The 23610-nt window shown below is 59.7% G+C and carries 23 protein-coding genes and 1 tRNA gene; 14 read left to right on the top strand and 10 right to left on the bottom strand.

Translation table 11 applies throughout. The features are described from left to right. Positions 1-139 precede the first annotated feature (139 nt). Positions 140-1918 (top strand): aspartate--tRNA ligase, encoded by a 1779-nt coding sequence (gene aspS / locus Q1B16_RS08175; protein ID WP_299786462.1) that lies wholly within the window; start codon positions 140-142, stop codon positions 1916-1918. An 84-nt stretch (positions 1919-2002) separates the two neighbouring features. On the opposite strand, the gene Q1B16_RS08170 is transcribed toward aspS, so the two are convergent. Further along, positions 2003-2719, bottom strand: a complete 717-nt coding sequence (locus Q1B16_RS08170; RefSeq protein ID WP_299786460.1) for a response regulator — start codon at positions 2717-2719, stop codon at positions 2003-2005. Between the two features lie 127 nt (positions 2720-2846). Between Q1B16_RS08170 and mce the strand changes: the two genes are divergently transcribed. After that, the gene (gene mce, locus Q1B16_RS08165) at positions 2847-3251 is read left to right on the top strand and encodes a methylmalonyl-CoA epimerase (RefSeq protein ID WP_299786458.1); all 405 of its coding nucleotides are present in this window, start codon (positions 2847-2849) and stop codon (positions 3249-3251) included. 34 nt (positions 3252-3285) lie between these two features. Further along, positions 3286-3582, top strand: coding sequence for a DUF1467 family protein (locus tag Q1B16_RS08160; RefSeq protein WP_299786456.1), 297 nt, complete (start codon positions 3286-3288; stop codon positions 3580-3582). Here Q1B16_RS08160 and Q1B16_RS08155 read toward each other — a convergent pair. Then, entirely contained in the window at positions 3536-4237 is a 702-nt protein-coding gene (locus Q1B16_RS08155; protein ID WP_299786454.1) for an EI24 domain-containing protein, read from the bottom strand. The genes Q1B16_RS08160 and Q1B16_RS08155 overlap by 47 nt on opposite strands. Next, the gene (locus Q1B16_RS08150) at positions 4234-4812 is read right to left on the bottom strand and encodes a nitroreductase (protein WP_299786452.1); all 579 of its coding nucleotides are present in this window, start codon (positions 4810-4812) and stop codon (positions 4234-4236) included. The genes Q1B16_RS08155 and Q1B16_RS08150 overlap by 4 nt, the downstream gene beginning before the upstream one ends. Before the next feature lie 83 nt (positions 4813-4895). Here Q1B16_RS08150 and Q1B16_RS08145 point away from each other — a divergent pair, with 83 nt between their 5' ends. Beyond that, positions 4896-5231, top strand: a complete 336-nt coding sequence (locus tag Q1B16_RS08145) for a DUF167 domain-containing protein (RefSeq protein ID WP_366140145.1) — start codon at positions 4896-4898, stop codon at positions 5229-5231. On the opposite strand, the gene Q1B16_RS08140 is transcribed toward Q1B16_RS08145, so the two are convergent. Further along, positions 5143-5382, bottom strand: a complete 240-nt coding sequence (locus tag Q1B16_RS08140; protein ID WP_299786450.1) for a hypothetical protein — start codon at positions 5380-5382, stop codon at positions 5143-5145. The two genes, Q1B16_RS08145 and Q1B16_RS08140, sit on opposite strands and share 89 nt — an antisense overlap. Before the next feature lie 131 nt (positions 5383-5513). On the opposite strand from Q1B16_RS08140, the gene Q1B16_RS08135 reads away from it, so the two are divergent. From Q1B16_RS08135 to Q1B16_RS08125, 4 genes are all read left to right on the top strand, one after another. After that, on the top strand, positions 5514-6239 hold the full coding sequence (locus Q1B16_RS08135; protein ID WP_299786448.1) for a M48 family metallopeptidase: 726 nt from the start codon (positions 5514-5516) through the stop codon (positions 6237-6239). Between the two features lie 63 nt (positions 6240-6302). Then, positions 6303-6572: a DUF6455 family protein gene (locus Q1B16_RS22340; protein ID WP_366140144.1), complete on the top strand. Its 270-nt coding sequence runs from the start codon at positions 6303-6305 to the stop codon at positions 6570-6572. Further along, positions 6569-6865 carry a DUF6455 family protein gene (locus Q1B16_RS08130; protein WP_299786446.1) on the top strand — a complete coding sequence of 99 codons (297 nt, stop codon included), beginning with the start codon at positions 6569-6571 and terminating at the stop codon, positions 6863-6865. The genes Q1B16_RS22340 and Q1B16_RS08130 overlap by 4 nt, the downstream gene beginning before the upstream one ends. Further along, the gene (locus Q1B16_RS08125) at positions 6862-7128 is read left to right on the top strand and encodes a DUF6455 family protein (RefSeq protein ID WP_299786444.1); all 267 of its coding nucleotides are present in this window, start codon (positions 6862-6864) and stop codon (positions 7126-7128) included. Before Q1B16_RS08130 ends, Q1B16_RS08125 begins: the two co-directional genes overlap by 4 nt. Positions 7129-7145: 17 nt before the next feature. On the opposite strand, the gene Q1B16_RS08120 is transcribed toward Q1B16_RS08125, so the two are convergent. Next, positions 7146-8126, bottom strand: a complete 981-nt coding sequence (locus tag Q1B16_RS08120; protein ID WP_299786442.1) for a complex I NDUFA9 subunit family protein — start codon at positions 8124-8126, stop codon at positions 7146-7148. Between the two features lie 151 nt (positions 8127-8277). Between Q1B16_RS08120 and Q1B16_RS08115 the strand changes: the two genes are divergently transcribed. Next, positions 8278-8363: transfer RNA gene (locus Q1B16_RS08115), tRNA-Leu, on the top strand. 107 nt (positions 8364-8470) lie between these two features. Here Q1B16_RS08115 and ggpS read toward each other — a convergent pair. Genes ggpS through Q1B16_RS08100 form a run of 3 tightly spaced genes read right to left on the bottom strand, consistent with a single transcriptional unit; the run spans position 8471 to position 11873 of the window. After that, positions 8471-9958: a glucosylglycerol-phosphate synthase gene (gene ggpS, locus Q1B16_RS08110; RefSeq protein WP_299786440.1), complete on the bottom strand. Its 1488-nt coding sequence runs from the start codon at positions 9956-9958 to the stop codon at positions 8471-8473. After that, positions 9958-10740, bottom strand: a complete 783-nt coding sequence (locus tag Q1B16_RS08105; RefSeq protein WP_299786438.1) for an HAD-IIB family hydrolase — start codon at positions 10738-10740, stop codon at positions 9958-9960. Before Q1B16_RS08105 ends, ggpS begins: the two co-directional genes overlap by 1 nt. Further along, positions 10737-11873 (bottom strand): NAD(P)H-dependent glycerol-3-phosphate dehydrogenase, encoded by a 1137-nt coding sequence (locus Q1B16_RS08100; protein WP_366140143.1) that lies wholly within the window; start codon positions 11871-11873, stop codon positions 10737-10739. Before Q1B16_RS08100 ends, Q1B16_RS08105 begins: the two co-directional genes overlap by 4 nt. A gap of 155 nt (positions 11874-12028) precedes the next feature. Between Q1B16_RS08100 and Q1B16_RS08095 the strand changes: the two genes are divergently transcribed. Further along, the gene (locus tag Q1B16_RS08095) at positions 12029-12925 is read left to right on the top strand and encodes a UTP--glucose-1-phosphate uridylyltransferase (RefSeq protein WP_299786434.1); all 897 of its coding nucleotides are present in this window, start codon (positions 12029-12031) and stop codon (positions 12923-12925) included. A gap of 53 nt (positions 12926-12978) precedes the next feature. Continuing rightward, on the top strand, positions 12979-14016 hold the full coding sequence (locus Q1B16_RS08090) for an aldo/keto reductase (RefSeq protein ID WP_366140142.1): 1038 nt from the start codon (positions 12979-12981) through the stop codon (positions 14014-14016). Positions 14017-14083: 67 nt separating this feature from the next. On the opposite strand, the gene Q1B16_RS08085 is transcribed toward Q1B16_RS08090, so the two are convergent. Both Q1B16_RS08085 and Q1B16_RS08080 read right to left on the bottom strand, forming a co-directional pair. Then, positions 14084-16369, bottom strand: coding sequence for a TRAP transporter fused permease subunit (locus Q1B16_RS08085; RefSeq protein ID WP_299786430.1), 2286 nt, complete (start codon positions 16367-16369; stop codon positions 14084-14086). A gap of 152 nt (positions 16370-16521) precedes the next feature. Then, positions 16522-17523: a TAXI family TRAP transporter solute-binding subunit gene (locus Q1B16_RS08080; RefSeq protein ID WP_299786428.1), complete on the bottom strand. Its 1002-nt coding sequence runs from the start codon at positions 17521-17523 to the stop codon at positions 16522-16524. 323 nt (positions 17524-17846) lie between these two features. Here Q1B16_RS08080 and Q1B16_RS08075 point away from each other — a divergent pair, with 323 nt between their 5' ends. The 3 genes from Q1B16_RS08075 to Q1B16_RS08065 all read left to right on the top strand — a co-directional run bounded on the left by Q1B16_RS08075 (position 17847) and on the right by Q1B16_RS08065 (position 23539). Beyond that, the gene (locus Q1B16_RS08075; RefSeq protein WP_299786426.1) at positions 17847-18920 is read left to right on the top strand and encodes a tartrate dehydrogenase; all 1074 of its coding nucleotides are present in this window, start codon (positions 17847-17849) and stop codon (positions 18918-18920) included. Positions 18921-19210: 290 nt separating this feature from the next. Further along, a complete protein-coding gene (locus Q1B16_RS08070; protein WP_299786424.1) occupies positions 19211-20365 on the top strand; it encodes an efflux RND transporter periplasmic adaptor subunit in 1155 nt (384 codons plus the stop codon). A gap of 3 nt (positions 20366-20368) precedes the next feature. Then, positions 20369-23539, top strand: coding sequence for an efflux RND transporter permease subunit (locus Q1B16_RS08065; protein WP_299786422.1), 3171 nt, complete (start codon positions 20369-20371; stop codon positions 23537-23539). The last annotated feature ends 71 nt before the right edge of the window (positions 23540-23610 follow it).

Here is a 23610-nt window from a genome sequence, read left to right as displayed (position 1 = left end):
TAGGGATGGCGCGGGCGACTGCAAGCGGCGTGGTTGGATTTTTGTGTGCATGCGGGTCGTCCGCCATCGGGGCATGGCTTGACTTCCCAAGGCTGAAAGGGTGTATCGGGCCAAATTTCTCCGCCCGAGGACTGTCCAAATGCACGCTTACCGCACCCACACCTGCGCCGATCTGACGTCACAGAACGTCGGTGAGACCGTTCGCCTGTCCGGCTGGGTGCATCGCATCCGGGATCATGGCGGCGTTCTGTTCATCGACCTTCGCGATCACTACGGAATCACGCAGGTTCTGTGCGATCCCGACAGCCCGGTTTTCGATGCCGTCGAAAAGGTACGGTCGGAATGGTGCATCCGTATTGATGGCGAAGTGAAAGCCCGTGATGCGAGCCTCATAAATCCGAAACTGCCAACAGGTGAGATCGAGGTCTTTGTTCGAGACATGGAAGTGCTGGGTGCGGCCGAAGAGCTGCCGCTGATCGTGTTCGGCGATCAGGAGTACCCGGAAGAAACCCGCCTGCGCTATCGCTATCTCGACCTGCGGCGCGAGGCGATGCAGCGCAACATGACCCTTCGGTCCGACGTTGTCGCGTCGATCCGCAAGCGCATGTGGGACAGCGGGTTCCGTGAGTACCAAACCCCGATCATCACCGCGTCGAGCCCCGAAGGCGCGCGCGACTTCCTCGTGCCCTCGCGTTTGCATCCGGGCAAATTCTACGCGCTGCCGCAAGCGCCGCAGCAATTCAAACAGCTGATCATGGTCAGCGGCTTTGACAAGTATTTCCAGATTGCGCCCTGCTTCCGCGACGAAGACCCGCGCGCTGACCGGTCACCGACGGACTTCTACCAGCTCGACATGGAAATGTCCTTCGTCAGCCAACAGGACGTGTTCGACACGATCCAGCCGGTGATGCAGGGCGTGTTCGAAGAGTTCGGTGGCGGGCGTAAGGTCGATGCGGAGTGGCCGCAGATCTCCTACCGCGACTCCGCGCTTTGGTACGGGACCGACAAGCCGGACCTTCGCAACCCGATCAAGATGCAGATCGTGTCCGAGCATTTCCGGGGGTCGGGTTTCGCCATCTTCGCGAAACTCCTGGAGCAAGAGGGCACCGAGATCCGCGCGATCCCCGCGCCGACCGGCGGTAGCCGCAAATTCTGCGACCGCATGAACGCCTTCGCCCAGAAAGAGGGTCTGCCCGGGATGGGCTATATCTTCTGGCGCGAGGGCGAAAACGGCATGGAGGCGGCGGGCCCACTGGCCAAGAATATCGGGCCAGAGCGCACCGAGGCGATCCGTCAGCAACTGGACCTTGGCGTCGGCGATGCGGCGTTTTTCCTTGGTGGGAAGCCGTCCAGTTTCGAAACCGTGGCCGGGAAGGCGCGGGTCGTTATCGGCAATGAGCTGGGTCTCACGGATGAAAACCGCTTTGCGTTCGCGTGGATCGTCGATTTCCCGATGTACGAGGCCGACGAAGAAACCGGTGCGGTCGACTTCAGTCACAATCCGTTCTCAATGCCGCAAGGGGGCATGGACGCGTTGCAAGGGGACCCGCTGAACGTCTTGGGTTATCAGTACGACCTGGCATGCAATGGCTACGAACTGGTGTCGGGCGCTATCCGGAACCACAAACCAGAGATCATGTTCAAGGCCTTCGAACTCGCGGGCTACGGCGAGGACGAAGTGCGCAAGCGGTTCGGCGGTATGGTCAATGCGTTCCGCTTTGGTGCACCGCCCCACGGCGGCTGCGCGGCTGGGATCGATCGGATGGTGATGTTGCTGGCCGATACGGCGAACATTCGTGAGATCATCATGTTCCCGATGAATCAGCGGGCGGAGGATCTCATGATGAACGCGCCGTCGGATCCGACCAGCGACCAGTTGATGGAACTGCACCTTCGGGTGATCCCACAGGACGACTGACCCTACTTAAAAGATAATGTTGGAAACGGCGCCTGACGGGGCGCCGTTTTTTCTTGCCTAACCAAAAATCGGCCCCAACCTTTTTCAGATTGCCACTGCGTCCTGCAATCGGGCCTGCACCAACCCGGACAGGCGCGATATCTGTCCTTCGAGTGTGCCGCCACCGGACCGCGCATCGGCAAGGTCTGACGCTGCGGTTTCCAGTTTCTCGTCCTCGGCAGTCCGCGCCACGCCCCGCAGGAAGAGAGTGAGATATTCGACGGTCGATGAGTCGATCGGGCCGCTCAGAATTTCGGCCGCGTGCGCCATGTCTTCGCGAAAAGCGACCGGATCGGGATGGATCGGCTCGGACCGGACCATGCGCAGTCCACACGGTTGCAGATCTTTCGGCAAATGCTGGAGAATGGCCGTCTGGAACACTCCGAGATTGGTGATGGGTTTGGCCAGGAACCCATCGGCCCCGGCGGCGAAGGCGACGTCTTCGGCAAAGCTGTCGCCACTGGTTCCAAGAATGACCGACACTCTGGGAACAGTGTTCGACAATTCCGCAATCAGGTCGGCACCGCTACCGTCCGGCAGACCCATATCGACGATCACCGCAGAGGGCCGGTAAACCTGCAAATGCCTGCGCGCGGATTTCAAGCAATCGGCACGCCGCAAACGGGCCCCGCTGTGCAAACACATTAGCCTGAGCGCATCGCACGCATACAAACTATCCTCGACCGCGAGTATCGTGAGGCCCAGCAAAGGCCGCGTCACCGTTGGTCTGCGCATCTGGTCCAAAGCCTGATCGTCAATCATATCGCCCTCCATGAGTCGCTTCACTTTGGCGCGGTCTTGACTAACAGGTCGTTAATGCGGCCCTCCCTCTTGTCTGCTTTTATACGCCGGACCATAAGCACGACACATCAGCGACGGAGACACCCAGATGATCGGACGTTTGAATCACGTAGCCATTGCGGTTCCTGACCTCGCGGCGGCGGCCGACCAGTATCGCACCGCGCTTGGGGCGAATGTGGGTGAGCCTCAGGACGAGCCGGATCACGGTGTGACGGTTGTCTTCATCGAACTTCCCAACACCAAGATCGAACTGCTGTACCCGCTTGGCGAAAACAGCCCCATCAACGGGTTTCTCGAAAAGAACCCGTCGGGCGGCATTCACCATGTGTGCTACGAAGTCGACGACATCCTGGCGGCGCGGGATCATCTCAAGGAAACCGGAGCGCGGGTTCTGGGGGACGGAACGCCGAAGATCGGGGCGCATGGCAAGCCGGTCCTGTTTTTGCACCCCAAGGATTTCAACGGCTGTCTGGTGGAACTGGAACAAGTCTGACGCCGTCCCATCTTAGGGGATGAAGGAGCTTTTTATGTCCATTACATCCGCCATCGTCCTTTTCGCCGTGATCTGGTTCATGGTGTTCCTGATCGTCATTCCCATCCGTCTTCAGACGCAAGGGGACGTGGGTCAGGTTGTGCCAGGCACCCATGCGGGGTCCCCCGAGGTGCACAATCTCAAGAAAAAAGCCTGGATCACGACGGGGATCAGTGCGGTGCTCTGGGTGATTATCGCGGGCATTATCCTGTCTGGCTGGATCACGGTTCGTGACCTCGATTTCTTCAACCGGATGGGGCCCGCCCCTGAATTTGGTGATACAAGTGGGTAAAGGTCGCCGCACCCAGGATCGGGATCACGAGGTTCACGAGAGGTAGCGACAAGGGCATCGCCATCAGAGTGCCTGCCAGCCAGATTTTTCCGATGTGCCGCTTGCGGAGCGCTTTGGCCCCAGCGCGCCCTTCGCGTCGCATGGCGGCCAGCGTGAAGTATTCTCGACCCAGCAGAAACCCGTTCAGCCCCCAGAAGATGAACAGCGCGAAGGGTGGGAACAGCAGATAAAGGATGATCGCGAACAGGTTGGCCGCGATCAACACGCCAAGGAAATTCACCGTGTCGCGCAACCCGTCGCCGAACGAGGCGCGGGGTGCTTTGCTCAGTTCGGGATAATGACGGTCCTCCACCGCGTCGGCCACATCGTCCAGAAAGAGCGACGTGATCGCGGATGCGACCGGGACCATGAGAAAGACCGACAAGACAATCATCGAAAGTAGCGCGGTCCAGCTGACGAGATCATCCAGCCAAGTCACTTCGCCGATGAACGGCAGGGTAGCTTCAGGGCCAAGAAGAGCCCCGAGCACCCACATGAGCGCTGCGAAGAAAGCGACCAGCAAAGCAAGGCCAAGACCGATGCCCAGGAACAAAACCTTGCGAAAGCGCGGGTCGCCCAGCTGACCCAATGTCAGAAGAAAGCTTTTCAGGATCATGTGTCGAGCCAGGTTGTAATCGCATTGATATCAGGACGCGGGCGTTCCGGCGGGACGGTGCTTGCGGTGCCGATATGGATGAATCCCGCGACACGCTCGTTTTCCGAAAGGCCAAGGGCGGATTTGCAGAACTCGAAATCATGGGCGCACCAACCGCTGAGCCAGTTCGCTCCCCAACCGGATGCCAACGCGGCGTTCAGCAAGGCCAGGCAGACCGCTCCGGCGGAATAGGTCTGCTCGATCGCCGGAATTTTATCCGACGGTTTCTGAACCTCGATCACGGCGACGCAAAGCGGGCTGTCATCGAATTGCTTGCGCGCCTTCGCGACATCCTCATCGGATTTATTGACGCCACGCGCACAGTGCTCGGCCACGTCTGCAAGACGGTCGAGTGCCGCTTTCTCGAGCACGATAAAGCGCCAAGGTTCGAGCTTGCCGTGATCGGGCGTGCGCGCGGCGGCGGTCAGGATCGGGAGAAGCGCCTCGCGATCCGGGGCAGGGGCCTGCAACAGCTTGGCCGGGCGCGACCGCCGCGTTTGCAGAAATTCGAGGACAGCCGTATTTGCGTTTGGCATGATGCCTCCTTCGTGGTCCGTTGATGACACACTCGCAGGTCAGGCTGTGTGTCCAATTGCTTGCGTGATACGGCGAAACCAAGATGAAGAACAGTCTGGCTCAGCTCGCGATACCAGGTGCCACACTTCTCGTGCGTGTGACCCCAAACGCACCTGCAAATAAGGTGGAGATGGAAGCGGAGGCGATCAAGGTCAGCGTCACGGCCACGCCATTGGATGGAAAGGCGAACGCTGCGGTCATCAAGCTTTTGTCGAAGGCGCTGGGCGTCCCCAAGTCGCGATTAACTCTGGTTCAGGCCATACGAGTCGACACAAGGTCGTTCGCGTTGATTAGCCGGGTTTTTCCTCTCGAGAGTACACGCCTTCGGGCAAAGAGATCGCGGCGGCCAAGTCGCGCATTTGGGACATCGACAACGTGACACGGTTCACCCGATCGGTTCGTGGATCGTATTGCTCCACCGTGATGCATTCCTCAAAGCCGTTGACGATAACGTCTTCCTGCAAGGGTCCCTCGCCTTCGTCCACCAAGGTGACGACGGTCGAGTCGAATTCGTGTTCGATACTAAACATGGAAAAAGCGTAACGCGGTACTTCTGGAAAAGCCAAGGCGCATCTGCGGAAAATCACCTAAGCGAGATCAGGACTGGCAGACATGGCCCAACCGCTTTATTTCTAGGGTTCTGAATGTGAGGAACTCCGTGATGCGCTGGCTCGTCGTTTTTTCTTTTGTGCTTCTGGCTGCATGTGATGTGACGCCAACGGTGCCGACCTCGTCGCCGCCGCCCCGGACGCAAACAAGCCAGCCGCAGATGTCCGAGCAGGACGCACGCACCCGCGCCGGGATCGCCGCGCGTCAGTTCGTGACCGTCGTCGAAACGGTCGAACCTGTGGCGGAGCAGGAATGTCGACGCCGCGCACCCGGAGCGAATTGCGATTTCCAGATCGTCGTCGATGATCGTCCGGGACAGCCGCCAAATGCCTTTCAGACGGTCGATCGCAACGGCCGCCCGATTCTCGCGTTCAACCTGGCTTTGATCGCGTCGGTTGAAAATGCCGACGAATTGGCCTTCGTCATGGGGCATGAAGCGGCACACCATGTCTTGGGGCACCTTGTCCGCACCCAGCAGAACGCGGCGGTGGGGGCGGTGATCCTGTCGGGGCTTGCAGCCCTTGGCGGCGCCGATGAGGCCGCAGTTCAATCGGCCGAGCAGATCGGAGCGTCCCTCGGCGCGCGCACCTATTCCAAGGATTTTGAACTCGAAGCTGACCGATTGGGCACGATCATCACCGCGCGCGCAGGGTTCAACCCCGTGGTCGGTGCGCAATTCTTCAACAAGATCCCCGATCCCGGCAATCGTTTCCTTGGCACGCATCCGCCGAATGCCGCCCGAATGGAGATCGTACGCCGGACGGCCGCCGGGCTCTGATCGGACTGATTGACCTGCATCAAAGATCGCTCTCGCATCGCGCCTTACCCTTAGGGCAGATCAATGCGGAGCATTCTCATGTCCTACGACTCCAATCGCGAAACGCATACGAGACTGGTTCTTTCAATGGCCGACCGGCAGGGCCTGGACCTGCAAGAAATGATGTTGCGGGCAGACGTCTCGGAACATCAATTCGATGAAGCCGTCGACCGTTGCGTCGGATGCACACAAACCGAGGCGTGCAAATGCCTTCTGGACAGTGCCGGTCCGACGCTGAATCTACCCGAATATTGCCGCAACGGTGATTTGTTTACGTCCCTGAGATCGTCATGACTCATCCGCCGACCAAGTTACCGTGGAAACCGCTTGGCGATACCGGCGTCCACTATTGGCTGCTGAAACGTATGGCCAAGACCTGTGACATCGACGTGGTCAAAGCGGTGGATGCCGGAAATTTGGATACCGAGTCTTGGGCCGACATGGTCCAGAGATGCCGGTCCTGTCAGTGGGTCGATGGCTGCACGCGGTGGCTTGATACCCAAAGCCGAAGCGACGGATCTCAACCGCCCGCTGACTGCGTAAACGCAAACCTCCTTCGACGCCTTGCAGAAGGACAACACACATGAAAGCCCAAGTGTTAGGAGATGCGGAGCTTCATTTCTGGCTGACACGCAGCGTGGCGAAGGTCATGGGCATCAGCCTGTCCGAAGCAATGGCCTTGGGCCGATTGACGGCACAGGACTACGCGGCGATGGTAACTGAATGCCGGGAATGCCCTTTGGTGCAGTCCTGCCAGTGTTGGCTGGGCGAACAGCGCGCGCTTGCAAAGTCAGCGCCGCCCGGATGTGCGAACGCCAGTCAATTGAAGGCGCTTGCTCAAACCCACTGAGCTTCAGTGAATTCGAGTCAGGTACGCAGGTTCCGTGCGCTTTCCTTGATCCCGGTGTACTGCCCTGACGGGCGGAACCGCCACAGGTAGTCCGGAAGGACAGCCTCGATTGCGACCGGTTTGATACCGAGATCGGCAAAGGTCTTTACACCATTGCCAACAACGTTGTCGTGGCGAAGGTTTTTGACCTGATCGCGGGTGATCATCGCCGGGATAAGGCCAAAGCTGATCGTGTTCGCGAAATCGAACAGGCCGCCCATGATCGAAGCCGCGAAAAACGGGATGTTGAGAATCAAGCGGCGGCGGCGGATGACGGTCAGCATGTGCTGCATCAGTTCCCGGAACGTGTTGATGTCCGGCCCACCCAACTCGTAAACGCCGGGCTCCGCCTTGCCTGCGACCGCGACGCAGGCGGCTTTGGCCACGTCATCGACATAGACGGGCTGAAACTTCGTATCGGCACCGACCACGGGAAGAATCGGACCAAGGCGCGTCATGCCCGCAAAGCGGTTGAAAAACTGATCTTCGGGCCCGAACACGATGGACGGACGAAGGATGACGGCATTTGGCATATGTTCGAGCACGGCCGCTTCGCCTTCGGCCTTGGTGCGCTGGTAGTCGCTTTCGCCATCCGCATCCGCGCCGATTGCCGAAACATGGACGAGGGTAGAGATCCCCGCTTCCGCAGCAATCCGAGCCACACGACCGGCACCTTCGGACTGGACTGCGTCAAAGGTGTTCTTGCCCGACTCCGCCAGAATTCCAACGCAGTTGACCACGGCATCGGCGCCCTGCATCGCGGCACGCACGCTGTTGTCATCGCGGATATTGCACAGAATGGGCTCCACCTGTCCGACAACGCCGTAAGGCTTCACGAAGATCGCTTCGTTCGGACGTCTTACCGCGACACGGACGCGCCATCCGTCTTTCGCCATCCGTCGCGCGATGTAGCGACCGACAAACCCCGAACCACCGTAGATCGTGACGAGTTTGGACATGTGAATGCTCCCGCTCATAGCCTAGGTGACCTGTACCGTTGTCCTGTGCCACGGGCAAGGTGTTGGATTGCCGCAAAGCGACCGCCGTAGCCTTTCAAAAAGTGCGTTGACACCCATTCTGGACCGGATTAAACGCCGCTCCACGACACCTGCCCAGGTGGCGGAATGGTAGACGCGCTGGCTTCAGGTGCCAGTGGCCGCAAGGCCGTGGAGGTTCGAGTCCTCTCCTGGGCACCAATTTTCCAAAATTTGATAAATCGAAAGTCTTGCGGCGTGATTGTGCCTAGCGGTCTGGCTTTTCCATTCTCTGAAAAAAGGGAGCCAAGCTGGCTCCCTTCTTACGACTATGCCGCGTCTTTTCGCGCTGGTGGCAAAAGAGCTTCCACCGATTTTCCCCAGCTCGAGAGATCGTAGTGCCGCACCGCTTGCTGCATTGACGCCATTCGATCGCGCCGCTCGGTCTCGGACATATCCAGGGCCTGGCCAATCGCAACATCCATGGACCGGTTGGAGAACGGATTCGTCGCCACGGCCGCGCTCAGCTCCACTGCAGCGCCGGCGAATTCCGACAGCACGAGCGCGCCATCGCCATCGACGCGGGATGCGATGAACTCCTTGGCGACGAGGTTCATTCCGTCCGCCAGGGGAGTGATCCACGCGACCGAGGCCGCGCGGTAATACGCCACCAGGTCCTTGAACGGAATCGCCCGTGAGACGAGCGTAATCGGCTGCCAATCGAGTGAGCCGAAGCGGCCGTTGATGCGGCCTGCCGCTTCTTCGATCGCCGACTGGATCTTCCCGTAAGCCGCCATACCCCGGTTCGCGCTGACCGACACATGCATCAATTGGATCTTGCCGCGCAGCTCGGGTCGATCTTCAAGGATGCGTTCGAAGGATTGTAACTGTTCGATACCGCCCTTGGTGTAGTCGGTGCGTCCGACAGAAAGGATCAGCTTGCGATCACCAAGATCCGACAACAGCTCTTTTGCGCGCTTTTCCGTCGCGTCCTCGCGAGCGCGGCTTTGGATGTAATCAACTTCGACGCCCACAGGCGCAACGCTCAGGTGAACGTCACGGTCCGGTCCGCTCAGGATCGTTGGCACACGCCGCTCCGTCATAGCGGTGCCCTCGGCGATCAGGTCATCGGGCACCTTCGCACGTTCCTTGATTTCGACGTCCATCAGACTTTGCACGACGGCCGCGAAATTCGTGGCGTAGCGTGGGATGTGAAATCCGACACTGTCGCATTCCATCAGGCTTTCAATGATCTCACGCCGCCACGGCAGAACGTTGAACATATCCGGCGCCGGAAAGGGTGTGTGATGGAAAAACGCGATTTTCACATCCGGTCGCATCTGGCGAAGATACCCGGGAACGAGCCACAGATTGTAATCATGCACCCAAACCAGAGCGCCCTGCGCCGCCTCGGCGGCTGCGGCTTCGGCAAAGCGCCAATTCACCTCGCGGAAATTTGGCCAATCGACGGGGTCGTAATTGTAGCGGTCCTTGAAGCTGTGAAGGATAGGCCAAAAGGCCTCTTTCGAGGTGACGTGATAGAATTCGTGCACCTGCTTCTGTGTCAGCGGGAGGCGCGACACGGAATAGCTGCCAAAGCTGTCTTCGACTTCGATCTGTCGCTCCCAGCCTGGGTCGTTGCCATCCTCGGCCAGCTTCCACGCGACCCATGCGCCGTGATCGACCTTACCGAAAAAGCTCTTCAGCGTCGGCACGATCCCGTTCGGGCTTTTGTTTTCGCGCAGAACCGTTTTGCCATTCTCTTCTACCTCTTCGTACGGTTGACGGTGGTAAACGATCACAAGATCAGATGGCATCATGAACTCCTTGGAGTGGGATGAAGGTTGAATTTCTCGATGGCTTCGAGAATGCCCGCGGCACCTTCGCCGCGCGCACGGTGAATTTTCGGGGACTCGGGAAGATTGTCATAGAGCGCTTGCTCGGACCCTCCGACGGCAACGGCGAACAGATCGGCCGTGAGCATCGAAATATCGTTCAGCGTGTCGCCCGCCGTCAAAACGCGCTCTGGTTTGATGCCAAGGGCTTTCAGAAGGCGATGCAGTGTCGGCCCTTTGGAAATGCCCCGGGGAAGAACATCGACGAATCGATTGTCCGAAACAAGAACGTCCACGTCCAACGCTATAACCGAGTCCAAAGCGGACGTGTCGAAACCCTCAGGTGAAATGTTATAGCTCAAGCGGTGGCGAAACGGCGTGTCCTGAAGGGTCAGCCCGTCGATCCGATCCATAAGCGGACGAACCTTGTCGGCTTTTCCGTCCCAAGCCTGTGCAATGGGCGCCTCGAGTTCGGGAACAGGAAGAACCATTCCCGGTGAATGGACCTGCGCGATCGTCGTTCCGACATCTGCGATCACGTATTCCGGCATCGGGATCCCGAACGTGTCGCAATGCTCGTGAATGAACTCCGGGTGTCGGCCTGTCACGAAAACCAGCCCGACCGTGTCACGATTGTCTTCGATCCAGTCGTAAAGGATTTCGCGCGCTCCAGCGCTTCCGCCTAGAAACGTGCCATCAAGATCGGTGGCCAGCACAAATGACTTGTCGCGAATGTCTGGATTGATTGGAACCTGAATGGTCATGAGGCAATCTCCTTGCAGGCAATGGGTGCGGCTGGCGAGGTCGGGTGCTCAAATGTCAGAGACATGGCGCGGGGCTCGGCCTCGATGGGTTCTGACCAGAAGCGCGCGAAGGTTTCAGCGATGGGAGCACCGTCGTGCAGGATGCTGCGCACGGTTTCGCAAATCGGCATCGGCACCGAGAGTTTTCGGGCTAGATCGGTGACTGATTTGGCATTGGCTTCGCCTTCTACCACAGTCGGTTTGCCGTCGAAACAAGCGTCGCGGGACAATCCGCTTCCGAGTTGCACACCCAGAGACATATTGCGCGAAGTCGTGCTTGAGCATGTCAGGGTCAGATCACCGATCCCCGACAGCCCGGTGACGGTTTCCCTGCGACCACCCAACGCTTCTGCGAGAGCTTTCATCTCGTCCAGACCCCGGGTGATCAAAGCAGCGCGCGTATTTTCGGCAAAGCCTGCGCCGCCCATCATGCCACAGGCGATTGCGATGACGTTCTTGACCGCCCCGCCGATTTCCACACCCACCAAGTCATCGGAAAGATAGGTGCGGAATGCTGGGGTGGCCATTGAGACGGCCATACGCGCTGCCGCGCTTTTCTCGGGGTTCAGACGATCGGCTTGATCAAATGTGAAGGCCAATGTGGCTGCTGACGGATGCCCGGCGGCAAGCTCTCTTGCGAAGGTCGGTCCCGAGAGCGCGCCAATGGGGTGCCCGGGAAGCTCGCTTTCGACGATTTGCGACATGAGAAAACCGGTCTCGGCTTCGATGCCTTTCGCGCAAACCGTGATCGGAATTCCCTTTGGTACAAAGTCTCGCATGGCTCGCGCCACCTCTCGAACAGACTTTGAGGGCACGACCAAAAGCACTGCATCAGCGCGGCGCAAGGCGTGCTGTATATCGGTGGTGGCATGAAGTGTTTCGGCCAAAGGTATGTCAGGCAAGTAATGCGCGTTCATCGCGTTGTGATTGACATCGTCCGCCACAGAACTGCGGCGCGACCACAGCATGACTTTCATGCCGCCCTGCGCCGCCACATGAGCAAGGGCCGTTCCGTAAGCGCCGGCCCCGATAACAGTCACGTTATCAAAAGGTTGCGCGGCACGTGGAAGAGGGTGCCCCGTGACACCGTCCATCCTCATGCCCGCACCGTGAGAAATGAAATCATGGAGCGAGAACGCACAAGTTGTCGACCGGTTCCATGCAGGTGCAGAAAAAATGCTGCAACTGCGAAACTTTTTCTCTGATGCAGCGTTGAAAAGTGTCACCCACTCAAATGAGGACCAAACCTATGACCCGTCATGTGCGCACAGCGATCTTTCCCGTCGCCGGCCTTGGAACGCGCTTTTTGCCCGCGACCAAAGCAACGCCAAAAGAGCTTTTGCCGGTCCTCGACACGCCTTTGATCCAATACGCCGTTGACGAGGCGAGGGACGCCGGGATTGAACGTATGGTCTTCGTCAGCCACCCGTCCAAATCTGCGATCGAGCGCTACGTCATGGAAGATGCACGCTTGACGCGGGAGTTGCGGTCACGCGGCAAGGAAGACATCGCCGAAGCCCTCTCTGACGCTGCACTTTGCCCGATCGAGGATGATGTTCGCTTCGTCATGCAGACCGAGCCGAAGGGCCTTGGGCACGCCGTGTTCTGTGCGCGCGATGAGGTACTTCCCGGCCCCGTGGCGGTCATTCTGCCAGACGATCTGATCCTCGGCCCTGTCGGATGTCTTTCTGAAATGGTACGCGCCTACGGCGACGGCGATATTGGCCACCTTGTCGCAACGATGGAGGTCCCCGAAGACCGCGTTCACAAATACGGGGTGTTGTCGGTCACGGGTAAAGACGGATCAATCGTGAAAGCAGATGGCATGGTCGAAAAGCCTGCGGCCAAGGATGCGCCGTCGCTGCAAGCTGTCGTCGGCAGATATGTTTTGGATGGCTCCATTTTTGATGCATTGGCGACCCAGAAACCCGGTGCAGGCGGGGAAATCCAACTGACCGATGCCATTGCCCGCGGTGCATCGGAGATCGGTTTGGGAGGCTTTCAGTTTTCTGGCACACGGTTCGACTGTGGATCGAAGGCCGGGATGCTGGAGGCGACGCTGAAACTGGCGATGGACGATCCCGAGTGCCTCGCTGTCTTGACCGAACGCGGATTGGTGGCTGACACCAAAGCGGCTGCCGCCTGAACGCGGACCCAGAAATGCGCTGAATGGTCTTTCCCTGACGCCTTTCGCATGCTGTGATCCCTGGCAACGAACATCGGCGACGCGGAAGGCGGGAACGGGTGAAGCAAAGACAGCTATTTCAGACCGGAAAGCGGGTCTCTGAGGTCGGGCTCGGCTGCATGAGTTTTGGCGGCTTTTACGGCGCAACCACCGAGGTCGAAGCGCATAGAACTTTGTCGAAGGCACTCGATCTGGGCGTCGATTTTCTAGATACCGCGAATGTCTACGGTTTAGGTGTTTCCGAAAAGATGATCGGAACCTTCCTGACAGGTGATAACACCAAATTCACCATCGCCACGAAAGCCGGAATTTGGAGAGATCGCGAACATGGAAATCGCGGCTTCAACAATCAGGCGGAACACTTGCGTGCAGAATTGGAAGGGTCTCTGAAGCGTCTCGGGATCGATCACGTCGACCTGTTCTACATCCATCGGCGTGACCGGAGCATCGAGATCGAAGAGGTGATGGAGACGCTTCTCGCGCTCAAGGGTGAAGGCAAGATCGGCGGTATCGGGTTTTCGGAAATCGCCCCTGCATCTTTGCGCCGTGCATGTGCCGTCGGGCCTGTCGATGCGGTTCAAAGCGAATATTCACTGTGGTCCAGGCAACCCGACTTGGGCATTCTAAAAACATGCAAGGAGCTTGGCGTCGCACTTGTGGCGTATTCGCCTTTGGCGCGTGGCATGGTGTCGAGCGTCCTGCCTGATCCTGCGTCTTTCCTAGAGAAGGACATTCGCAAGACGAATCCGCGTTTCGTGGAGCCGAATTTCAGCTTCAATCTGGCCTACGCGAAAAGGTTTCAGGCATATGCTTTAGATCACGGCACGACCGCGACCGCCTTGGCAATCGCATGGTGTCTGGCGCGGGCGGACCACATCATTCCGATCCCGGGAACGCGCTCGGCAGAGCACCTCGCGGAGTGTGTCGCAGGGACTGAACTTTCGCTGTCTGACACGATGATGACCGAGATCGAGGAAATCCTGCCCTCAGGCTGGGCGCACGGAGATCGGTACACACGTGAGCAGTGGGCCGGTCCCGAAGGGTATTGCTGAACCTATCTGACATGAAAAAAGGCCGGGCAATGCGACCCGGCCTTTTTTGGCGTGAAGAATAGGGGCTTCAGTCCGCACCCCTGACCGGAATCGTCGCATCCGGATCGGGCCGCAGAATCTTCTGAACAAAGAAGGTTGCCACTGCGATGCCAATGCCGACCAAGTCGGTAAACCACCCGCCTTCGATCATGAACAACGCGGCGAAGATCAGGGCGATCCGCAGGAACCACGCCGAACGTCCTCCAAGGAACCAACCCTGCACACCCGAACTGAGCAAGAACACTCCGACCGTGGCGGTCAGGCCCGCACGCGTGACCTGAAGCCATGTGCCGTCCATCAGAAGCGCGCTGTTGTAGAAGAACATATAGGGCACGATGAACGCCGCGATGCCGATCTTGAACGACGCAACGGATGTCTCCATCGGGTTTGCACCGGAAATCCCGGCAGCCGCGTAACTGGCCAAGGCAACCGGTGGCGTGATCGCAGACAGGACCGCGAAGTAGAAGACGAAGAAGTGCGCGGTCAGTGTCGGAATACCCAGTTGCACAAGACCGGGCGCCACAACGGACGCAGCAACGGCATAGGCCGCCGTGGTCGGCATACCCATCCCCAAAAGGATCGCGATACACATCGCGAAGAACAGAGCCAGAAGCTGGCTCACGCCTGCCAGGTCGAGCAGAACCGAAGAGAACCGCGCGCCGACCCCGGTGAGTGAGATGACGCCCACGATGATACCGGCACAGGCACAGACCGCGATGATCTGGATCGACATGATCCCGGCCAGCTCGAACGCTTTGAGAATGGACCTGATGCCCATGCGGAACGGCGTGAACCAGGATACGACCGCGGCGGCAACCGTCGCCAGCGTCCCTGCGCGGATCACTGAATAGCCCATGAACAAGGCAGCGATGAGGATGATTATGGGGATGAAGAGGTAGACCTGCCGGACCAGCTTGTTGAACTTCGGCAACTCGTCCTCGCGCATCCCGCGCATGCCGAGTTTGGCGGCCTCGAAATCGACCATGAAGTAGATCGACACGAAATACAGGATCGCCGGGATGATCGCCGCGATGGCGATCTCGGTGTAGGGAATGCCCGTGATCTCGGCCATGATGAAGGCACCCGCCCCCATGATCGGCGGCATGATCTGCCCGCCTGTCGATGCGGCGGCTTCGACCGCGCCTGCGGTCTTTTTCTGGTAGCCCACCTTCTTCATCAGCGGAATCGTCAGCGACCCGGTGGCCACCACGTTGCCAGCCGATGTGCCGTTGATCATGCCCATGAGGCCAGAGGCGAAAATGGCGACCTTTGCTGGCCCGCCGCGCGCGCGCCCTGCCGAAGCGAAGGCGAAGTTGACGAAGTAGTCACCGACTTTCGACGCCTGAAGGAAGGCCGCGAAGATGATGAAGAGGATGATGTAGGTCGAAGACACGGCAGTCGTCGGACCGAGAATGCCTGCGTCAGAATAGACATGGCCGAAGAAGCGCTGCCATGAATAGGCGTTCTGCACCGCAAGGATGCCGGGCAGAAGATGTGCTGTGAACGTGTAAACGAGGAACCCGCCAGTGATGATGACAAGCGCGAGGCCAGCCACGCGTCGCGTCAGTTCGAGGATCATCGCGGAACCGGCGGTCGCGGCAAAGGCAACACCGATCGGCACAAACGCGGTGCCCACGGAATTACGCGCGGCCGTGCCGTAGATCGCGATCAGGTAAATCGCGACGACGATGCCGCAGATTGCAAGAACGATGTCCGAGGCAGCAAAGAGATCGCGGTTACGGCGCTCAAACCAGCCGATTACGATGGCTCCGAAGGTTGCGACCAGCAAAGGCGTTCCGAACCACCAGACTTCACTGGCGTAGATTTCGGTTCCCGGGAAGGCCGCCCATGTGGTGAGGCCGCCCATCTCAGGCAGGGTGCCGGAATTGATGAGGTTCAAGTAGCCAATGGACGTCGCCCCGGAGACAAGCGCTGGAATGACCAGCAGGATCGACAGCAGGGACAGCAGCCTGGTGTTTTTCTGCGCGGGCCCGTCATCCGAAAAGGTGTGCGCCGAGAAGAGTAGAAAACCAAGCGCCAGTGCGCCCGAGATGTGCACAATCCTGAAGTTCCAGGTCTCCAGCGGGAATTGCGGCAGAATGGGCACTTCGACCCCGGTCATCGCGGAGATGGACACACCGTTGAGCGCGATCATGTGAAACGCGGCATAAAGCGTCGAAAGCCCGGCCATCAGCAGATAGCCCCAGCCGGTGAAAAGCCGCCGGTTGCTTTCTACGGGTTCTTCATCCACGCCTTCGGCAAGGATCGGTTCTTCGCGCGCGTCGCCGACTGGCTGAGTGTTCGCGTCCGTCATCGTCTTGTCCCCCCGGATGATGGCCTGGGCATTCTCTGTGATACCCTTCTCATACCATCGTTGAAAAAAGACCGCGCCCGAATTCGGGACGCGGTCTCATGGATCGGTATTTGTCGACAATGGTCAAGTATCGCCGACAAATGGCCTTTGGATCAACCGCCGTGGATCATGTCTGCGGCGATGTCTGCACCTGCATTCTCAGAGAACCAGCGTGCGGCGCCCGGGTGCCATTTCATGACTTTGTTCTTGTCCCAATTCTCGGGCAGCGTGGACGCGGCGGCACGGTGAATGTTCACCATACGCTCGTTGTCCGACATTACTGTGTCGACAACTGCATAAACAAAGGATTCCGGCAGTTCGCAATTTGCAATCGCGAAGTTCCACATCGACACAGAACGCGCCGGTGCTTCGAGCGTGGTATACGTGTCCGCCGAGATCTCGAATTCCGAAACCGGGAAAGCTTCGAGGATTGTCGCCTGTTCTTCTTCGGTGAATTCGATGATGTTCACATCCGTCTGAACCTCGAGCTGGCTCACGGCCGGAACCGGAACGCCCGCGGCGAAGGCGATGACATCAAGAAGACCGTCCTGAAGCTGACCGCCAAGATCGGACCAGCCGCCATTGCGACGCTCGAAGTTGACACCAAGCTCTTCCATCATCCGCGGGAAGTAGGTGTCCGATGTGGACCCGGCAGGGCCGAAGCCGATGCGTGCGCCATCCGGGATCTCCGAGATGGAGGTGATGCCCGAAGAAGACAGCGCTGTCACCGAGAACGGCGTCTGATACATCGGGAACATCGCGCAGGCATTCGTCATTTGCAGGCCAGGTGCGATCGGGTTGGTGCCTTCCAGCGATTCCGCTGCGGGGCCCATCGTGGTCATGCCGAACTGCGCGTCACCTGTGTGCACCAGTGCCATGTTCTGCATCGGGCCACCGGTGACTTCGCCGCTGCCGGACACGCCAAGCTCTTCTGCAACAAGGTTCGCCCAGCCGGAGCCATAGGCAAAGTAGGTGCCGCCCTGAGACGCGGTGCCGACGGTAAAGCTTTCGGGCCAGCCCGAGCGGTCGACATGCGATTCCGCAAATGCCGCGCCGGTCGTAAGAGCTGTCGCCACTGCCGCTGCGGACAGTTTCGCTATTGTGTGATTGGTCATGTAGTCCTCCGCTATTGATGTCGCCGAGCCTTGATGTGCTGCCCGATCGACATGCGCCCCTCCAGACGCATTGCGACTTAGCTATAGGACAGCGGGATCGTTGCTCAAGGCAAAAAGGCCAAAAAATGGGTTTTCTGACTTGTTTGATCAGGAAAATCGACGTTTGAAGACCGTTTTCCGGTTCTTCGGGACACGAGCTATCGTTTGAGAAGTAGCGTTAATTTGTTGTGCGACTCACGTTGCGCCGGTCCAGACAAGTTGCAATTGTTCGGAAATTCTCGCGCTACGGAAGCAAAGCTGGGCCGGGTTAAGGGGAGGATTCTATGCGCACTTACAAGATTGCGGCCATTCCAGCGGACGGTATCGGACCGGAAGTCATCGCAGCAGGGTGCGAAGTCCTTTCCGTCCTGGCGCATCGGGTCGGCGACATAGAGTTCGACGTCACGACCTTCGATTGGGGATCCGCTTATTACAAGACCCATGGCGTCATGATGCCCGAGGACGGGTTGGAGCAACTCAAACCGTTCGACGCGATCTATTTCGGCGCGGTCGGCGCGCCAGACGTTCCCGATCACATAACGCTTTGGGGGCTGCGGTTGCCCATTTGTCAGGGCTTCGACCAATACGCCAACGTGCGACCCACCAAAATCGTTCCCGGCGTGACGTCCCCCCTGCGTGGGGTCGAGGTCGGTGATCTGGATTGGGTGATCGTCCGGGAAAACTCCGAAGGCGAATACTCGGGGCACGGCGGACGCGCGCACAAGGGGATGCCCGAAGAGGTCGGCACCGAAGTTGCGATCTTCACGCGGGTCGGCGTCACACGGATCATGCGCTACGCGTTTCAACTGGCCCAATCGAGGCCCCGCAAGTTTCTGACCGTCGTCACCAAATCCAACGCGCAGCGTTTCGGAATGGTCATGTGGGACGAGATCGCGGCCGAGGTCGCACGGGAGTTCCCGGATGTGACCTGGGACAAGATGCTGGTCGATGCAATGACGGTGCGCATGGTCAAGAAGCCGCAATCGCTCGATACCATCGTCGCGACCAACCTTCACGCCGACATCCTGTCCGATCTGGCGGGCGCGCTTGCGGGATCGCTGGGCGTGGCCCCCACGGCCAATATTGATCCCGAGCACCGCTTCCCGTCAATGTTCGAACCGATCCACGGCTCGGCCTTCGATATCACCGGAAAGGGCATTGCAAACCCGGTCGCCACGTTCTGGACCGCCAGCCAGATGCTCGACCATCTTGGCGAAAGCGAAGCCGCCTTGCGGCTCATGCGGGCCGTGGAAAAGGTATGTGCTGACGGTATTGTGACGCCCGATGTCGGAGGGACTGCCACCACTCAAGACGTGACGGATGCGGTGTGCGACGCGATCCGCGGCGAAAATGCCTGATGCGCATGGTGATCGGAGCTTCGTTATCCGTAGATGTGGCCCGCAAGCCAACCGATGATCTTTCTTATCGGGCAGGTGTTTGGCGAGAGGGCGATGTCCATGCCCTCGCGCTTGATTGTGGTCACGCAATCCCCGATGAAGAATCGATGCGCTCTTTCGGCTATTAGACCACTTGCGGGAACTTGGGTCCGTTTATCCCACACCGCGCAGGGTTTAATGCGATGCTTTTCGAAAAGACTGCGCTAGCTTCTGCATTGCGGCATGTTGCCGCCAAGTAAAGGAGAGGTGCAATGCGCGCTGTTGCACGATTGATTGGCGTTGTGATCCTGATGGTCGTTCCCGGCATGTCGCTGGCCCAGGGGGGTCCTGCCGGTGTGTCGACGGAATTCGTCTCAATGGGCACTATGGCGGAGACCGTGACGGTGTTCGGCGAAGTTGTTGCCGGTCGCGAAAGCGCCGTCGCAGCCCGCGTCGGGGGCGTTGCGCAGGACGTTCCGATTCGCGTCGGAGATCGCGTTTCGCAGGGCGATGTGCTGGCGCGGCTCGATACCGAGCTTCTGCGGATCGAAATGGCGCAAGCAGAGGCACAGATCGCCATCGCCCAAGCCGGGATCGAGGTGTCGGCCGCCCGTTTGGACCGCGCGGAAAAGGCGTTCCGCCGTGCTGAAACCCTCCGGCAGAATTCAACCATCGCCGAGGCGCAGCTCGAAGAGCGTGCCAGCGACTTCGCCGAAGCCCGAGGCGCGCAGCAAGAGGCGCAGGCGCGCATTCAGGCCTCGCAGAACGCCCTAGAACAGGCACGCTACCGCCTGGACAATGCCGTCGTGCGCGCGCCATTTGATGCCGTCGTACTCGACGTGGCCACCGAGGTTGGGCAGTTCATTGCAGCGGGAAGCCAGGTGGCAACGCTGATCGACACCAGCGCGCTCGAGATCGAGGCGAACGTCCCCGCGCGGTTCGTAAGCGCACTGCGCGGCGACCAATCCGTGACCGCCACGACAGATATCGGCGACACCGTGGAATTGAACCTTCGGGCCATTCTGCCGACGGAATTCGCCGCAACGCGCACACGCCCCGTGCGTTTCGAACTCGCTGACAAAGAGGCGTCCGTCGCCGTTGGTCAGACCGTGACTCTCGATGTGCCAATCAGCGCGCCGCGCGAGGTCCTGATCGTTCCGAAAGACGCGTTGGTGCAGGCGCAGGGAGGATGGAGCGTTTTCGTCAACCAAGATGGCAAGGCCATGCCGCGCACAGTAGAAATCGGCGCCGCGCTGAACAACTCGTTCGAGATCCTGTCGGGCTTGTCCGAAGGCGATGAGGTCGTGGTCCGAGGCAACGAACGGTTGCGTCCCGGTCAGGACATCGCGCCGACTGGTCCGCAACAGGGCTCGGGGCCTCCGTCGGATGCTTCGCAATCGGCGGACGCGCCCGAGAGCGAGGGCTGATCGATGGACCTGATCCGCGCATCCATCGAACGTCCCATCGCGGTCATCGCCGTGGTCATCATGGCGGTGCTCTTCGGTGCACTGGCGCTGAGCCGCATCCCGGTTCAACTGGCCCCTGACGTGCGCAAGCCGGTTGTCGTTGTCGAGACGACATGGCCGGGTGCCGCGCCGGTCGAGATCGAGCGCGAGATCATCAACCCGCAGGAAGATGCGTTCCGGGGTCTCGAAGGGCTCGAGATCATGACCAGCCGCGCCCAGACCGGGCAGGCTTCCGTGACGCTGGAATTCGCGATCGGTTCCGACATGGGCGACATTCTGTTGCTCGTTTCGAACCGTCTCGACCGCGTCGGCGGCTATCCAAGCGAAGCTGGCGAGCCGACGCTTAACACCTCCGGGTCCGATGACAGCCCGATTGCCTGGGTTATGGTCCGGGCGCAGGAGGGCAACACCCGCCCGCTGCCCACCTACGGCGACTTCGTCGAGGACATCGTCAAAGAGCGGCTTGAACGCGTGAACGGCGTGTCCACCGTCAACGTGTTCGGTGGCGTGTCCCGCGAGTTGCAGATCGTGATCCGCCCCGAAGAGCTGGCGCGGCTTGGACTGACAATTCCTGCGGTCGTGTCCCGGTTGCGGGCGGAAAACATCAGCATCTCGGCTGGGGATGTCGAGGAAGGCAAGCGCCGCTACACGGTGCGCGCGGATGGCAATTTGAACACCATCGAAGCGATCAACAGCGTTGTTCTGCGCAGCGAAAGCCTGGGTGCGAACGGCGCGCTGGGCCGCGTGCGCGTCGGCGACGTGGCCGATGTCAGCTTTGCCTACAAGGAAAACTCAGCACGCCTTCGGTTCCGCGGCGAACCGGCGCTGGCCTTCAATATCGTGCGCGAACAGGGCGCGAACGTCATCTCGACCATGGCCGAGGTGAAATCGGTCATCTCCGAACTTGAAGAGGGGCCCGTCGCGTCCAACGGTCTGACGCTGGAACAGGTCTATGATGAAACCATCTACATCGAGGGCGCCATCGATCTGGTGACCCAGAACATCTGGATCGGGGGTCTTTTGGCGGCGACGGTCCTGTTGATCTTCCTGCGCAGCCCGCGCGCTACCTTGGTGATCAGCATGGCCATCCCGGTGTCGATCGTGGCGACCTTCGTGGCAATGGCTGTGACGGGCAGAACGCTCAACGTGATCTCGCTCGCCGGTATCGCCTTCGCCGTTGGCATGATCGTCGATGCCGCCATTGTCGTTCTCGAAAACATTTTCCGATTGCGCGAAGAGGGCAAATCGCGGCGCGAGGCGGCCTATATCGGCGCGAAACAGGTCTGGGGTGCGATCCTCGTGTCGGCGCTGACTACGGTCATGGTGTTCATCCCGATCCTCGTGATGCAACTGGAAGCGGGGCAGTTGTTCCGCGACATCGCCGTCGCGATTTCGGTCTCCGTCCTGTTGTCACTGGTGGTCGCGGTGACGGTGATCCCCGCGCTGTCGAGCCGGTTGCTGAAGAGCGGCGAAACGAAAAAGCTGGCCTTGCCGGGGATCGACCATTTCGGTCGGGCCTTCACGTGGGCGATCATGCGATACGTACGGTTCACGGTCCGCTTCCGTACGGCCGGGCTGGTGATGGTGGCGGCAATCGCGACAAGTGCGATGGCGGCCGCGTGGCTGTTTTTGCCAAAGCTCGAATACCTGCCTGAAGGCAACCGCAACCTTGTGTTCGGCCTCATCATCCCGCCTCCCGGCTATAATCTCGAAACCACGGAAACCATCGCGCAGCGCATCGAAGCTGTGGCCGAACCAATGTGGTCCGCCGCGCCCGCAACCGAGACCGAGGATGGGTTGCCTGCGCTCGAGTCGTTCTTCTTCGTCGCGACACCGGGAAACAGCTTTGTCGGGGCAGCAACCGTGGACGGCGACCGCGTGGCCGAGATCATCCCGATCCTGTCGCGCCCGATCTTTGCCGAACCGGGCACCTTCGGTTTCATGACGCAACCGTCCCTTTTCGGGCGGGGCGTCGGTGGCGGTAGAACCATCGAGGTGAATATCTCGGGTGATGAACTGGAAGACATCCTCAGCGTTGCGGGTCGCGCCGCAGGAACGATTGGCCAGCTTTTGCCGCGCTCCGAAGGGCACCAATTCAGGCCCATTCCGGGCCTCGAGTTGGGTGCGCCCGAGGTCCGTCTAATCCCGGATCGCGTGCGCCTGGCAGATGCGGGGCTGACGACACAGGACCTTGCCGCGACGGTGGATGCGTTCAACGACGGCCTGCGCGTCGCCGAGATCAACGTGGGAAACCGTCGGCTTGACCTGACGCTGAAGGGCGACACCACGATCCTCAGCGGGTTGCGCACGCAGGATGTTGGCAGCTTCCCGGTGGTCACACCAACGGGGCGGATCGTGCCGGTCTCCGAACTGGCCGAGGTGCGTGTGACGGCGGGCCCCACGGAAATCCGGCATCTTGAACGCCTCCGTACGATCACGCTTGAAGTGCGTCCGTCAGACGCGCTGCCGCTGGAGGCTGCGGTCGAACTCTTGGAAACCGAAGTGATTGCCGCTTTGGAAGAGCAGGGACTGCCACCCGGTGTCCGCATGTCCGTATCCGGTACAGCAGACCAACTGTCTCAGACATGGAATGCGATTCAGATCAATCTGGCCGTGGCGCTGGTGATCGTCTTCCTGGTCATGGCGGTTCTGTTCGAGTCTTTCGTCTTGCCGCTTGTCGTCATGATCTCGGTTCCCGTTGCCGCGGCGGGGGGTGTCGGCGGATTGGCTGTGCTCAACATGATCGGCACACAACCTTTGGACATGCTGACCCTTCTTGGTTTCGTCATTCTTGTGGGCATTGTCGTCAACAACGCCATCCTCATCGTCCACCAGTCGCTTTACCACCTGCGTGAAGAAAGGATGTCGCCAGTCGATGCGATCGAGGAAGCGACGCGAAATCGTATTCGACCTATCTTCATGTCCACGCTGACATCGGTTTGCGGGATGCTTCCGTTGGTTCTGTTTCCCGGTGCCGGTTCCGAGCTTTATCGCGGTCTTGGAGCGGTCGTGGTGGGTGGTCTCGCCATGTCGGCTTTCCTGACGCTGCTGACCGTTCCACCCCTGCTGCGCCTCGTCTTGTCGGCGCGTCCCGCCGAAGCTGACGCAGGGCCCGAACCGGTCGCGGCGGAGTAGACACTTGGGATTTCACTGTCGTTTGCGGGCGTTTCGCGTGGGGATGCAAAGCTGCGCGTGCTCGCGCCGGT

The organism is uncultured Marivita sp. (assembly GCF_947488135.1).
Taxonomy (GTDB): domain Bacteria; phylum Pseudomonadota; class Alphaproteobacteria; order Rhodobacterales; family Rhodobacteraceae; genus Marivita.
This window is presented reverse-complemented; position numbering and strand designations above follow the sequence as displayed.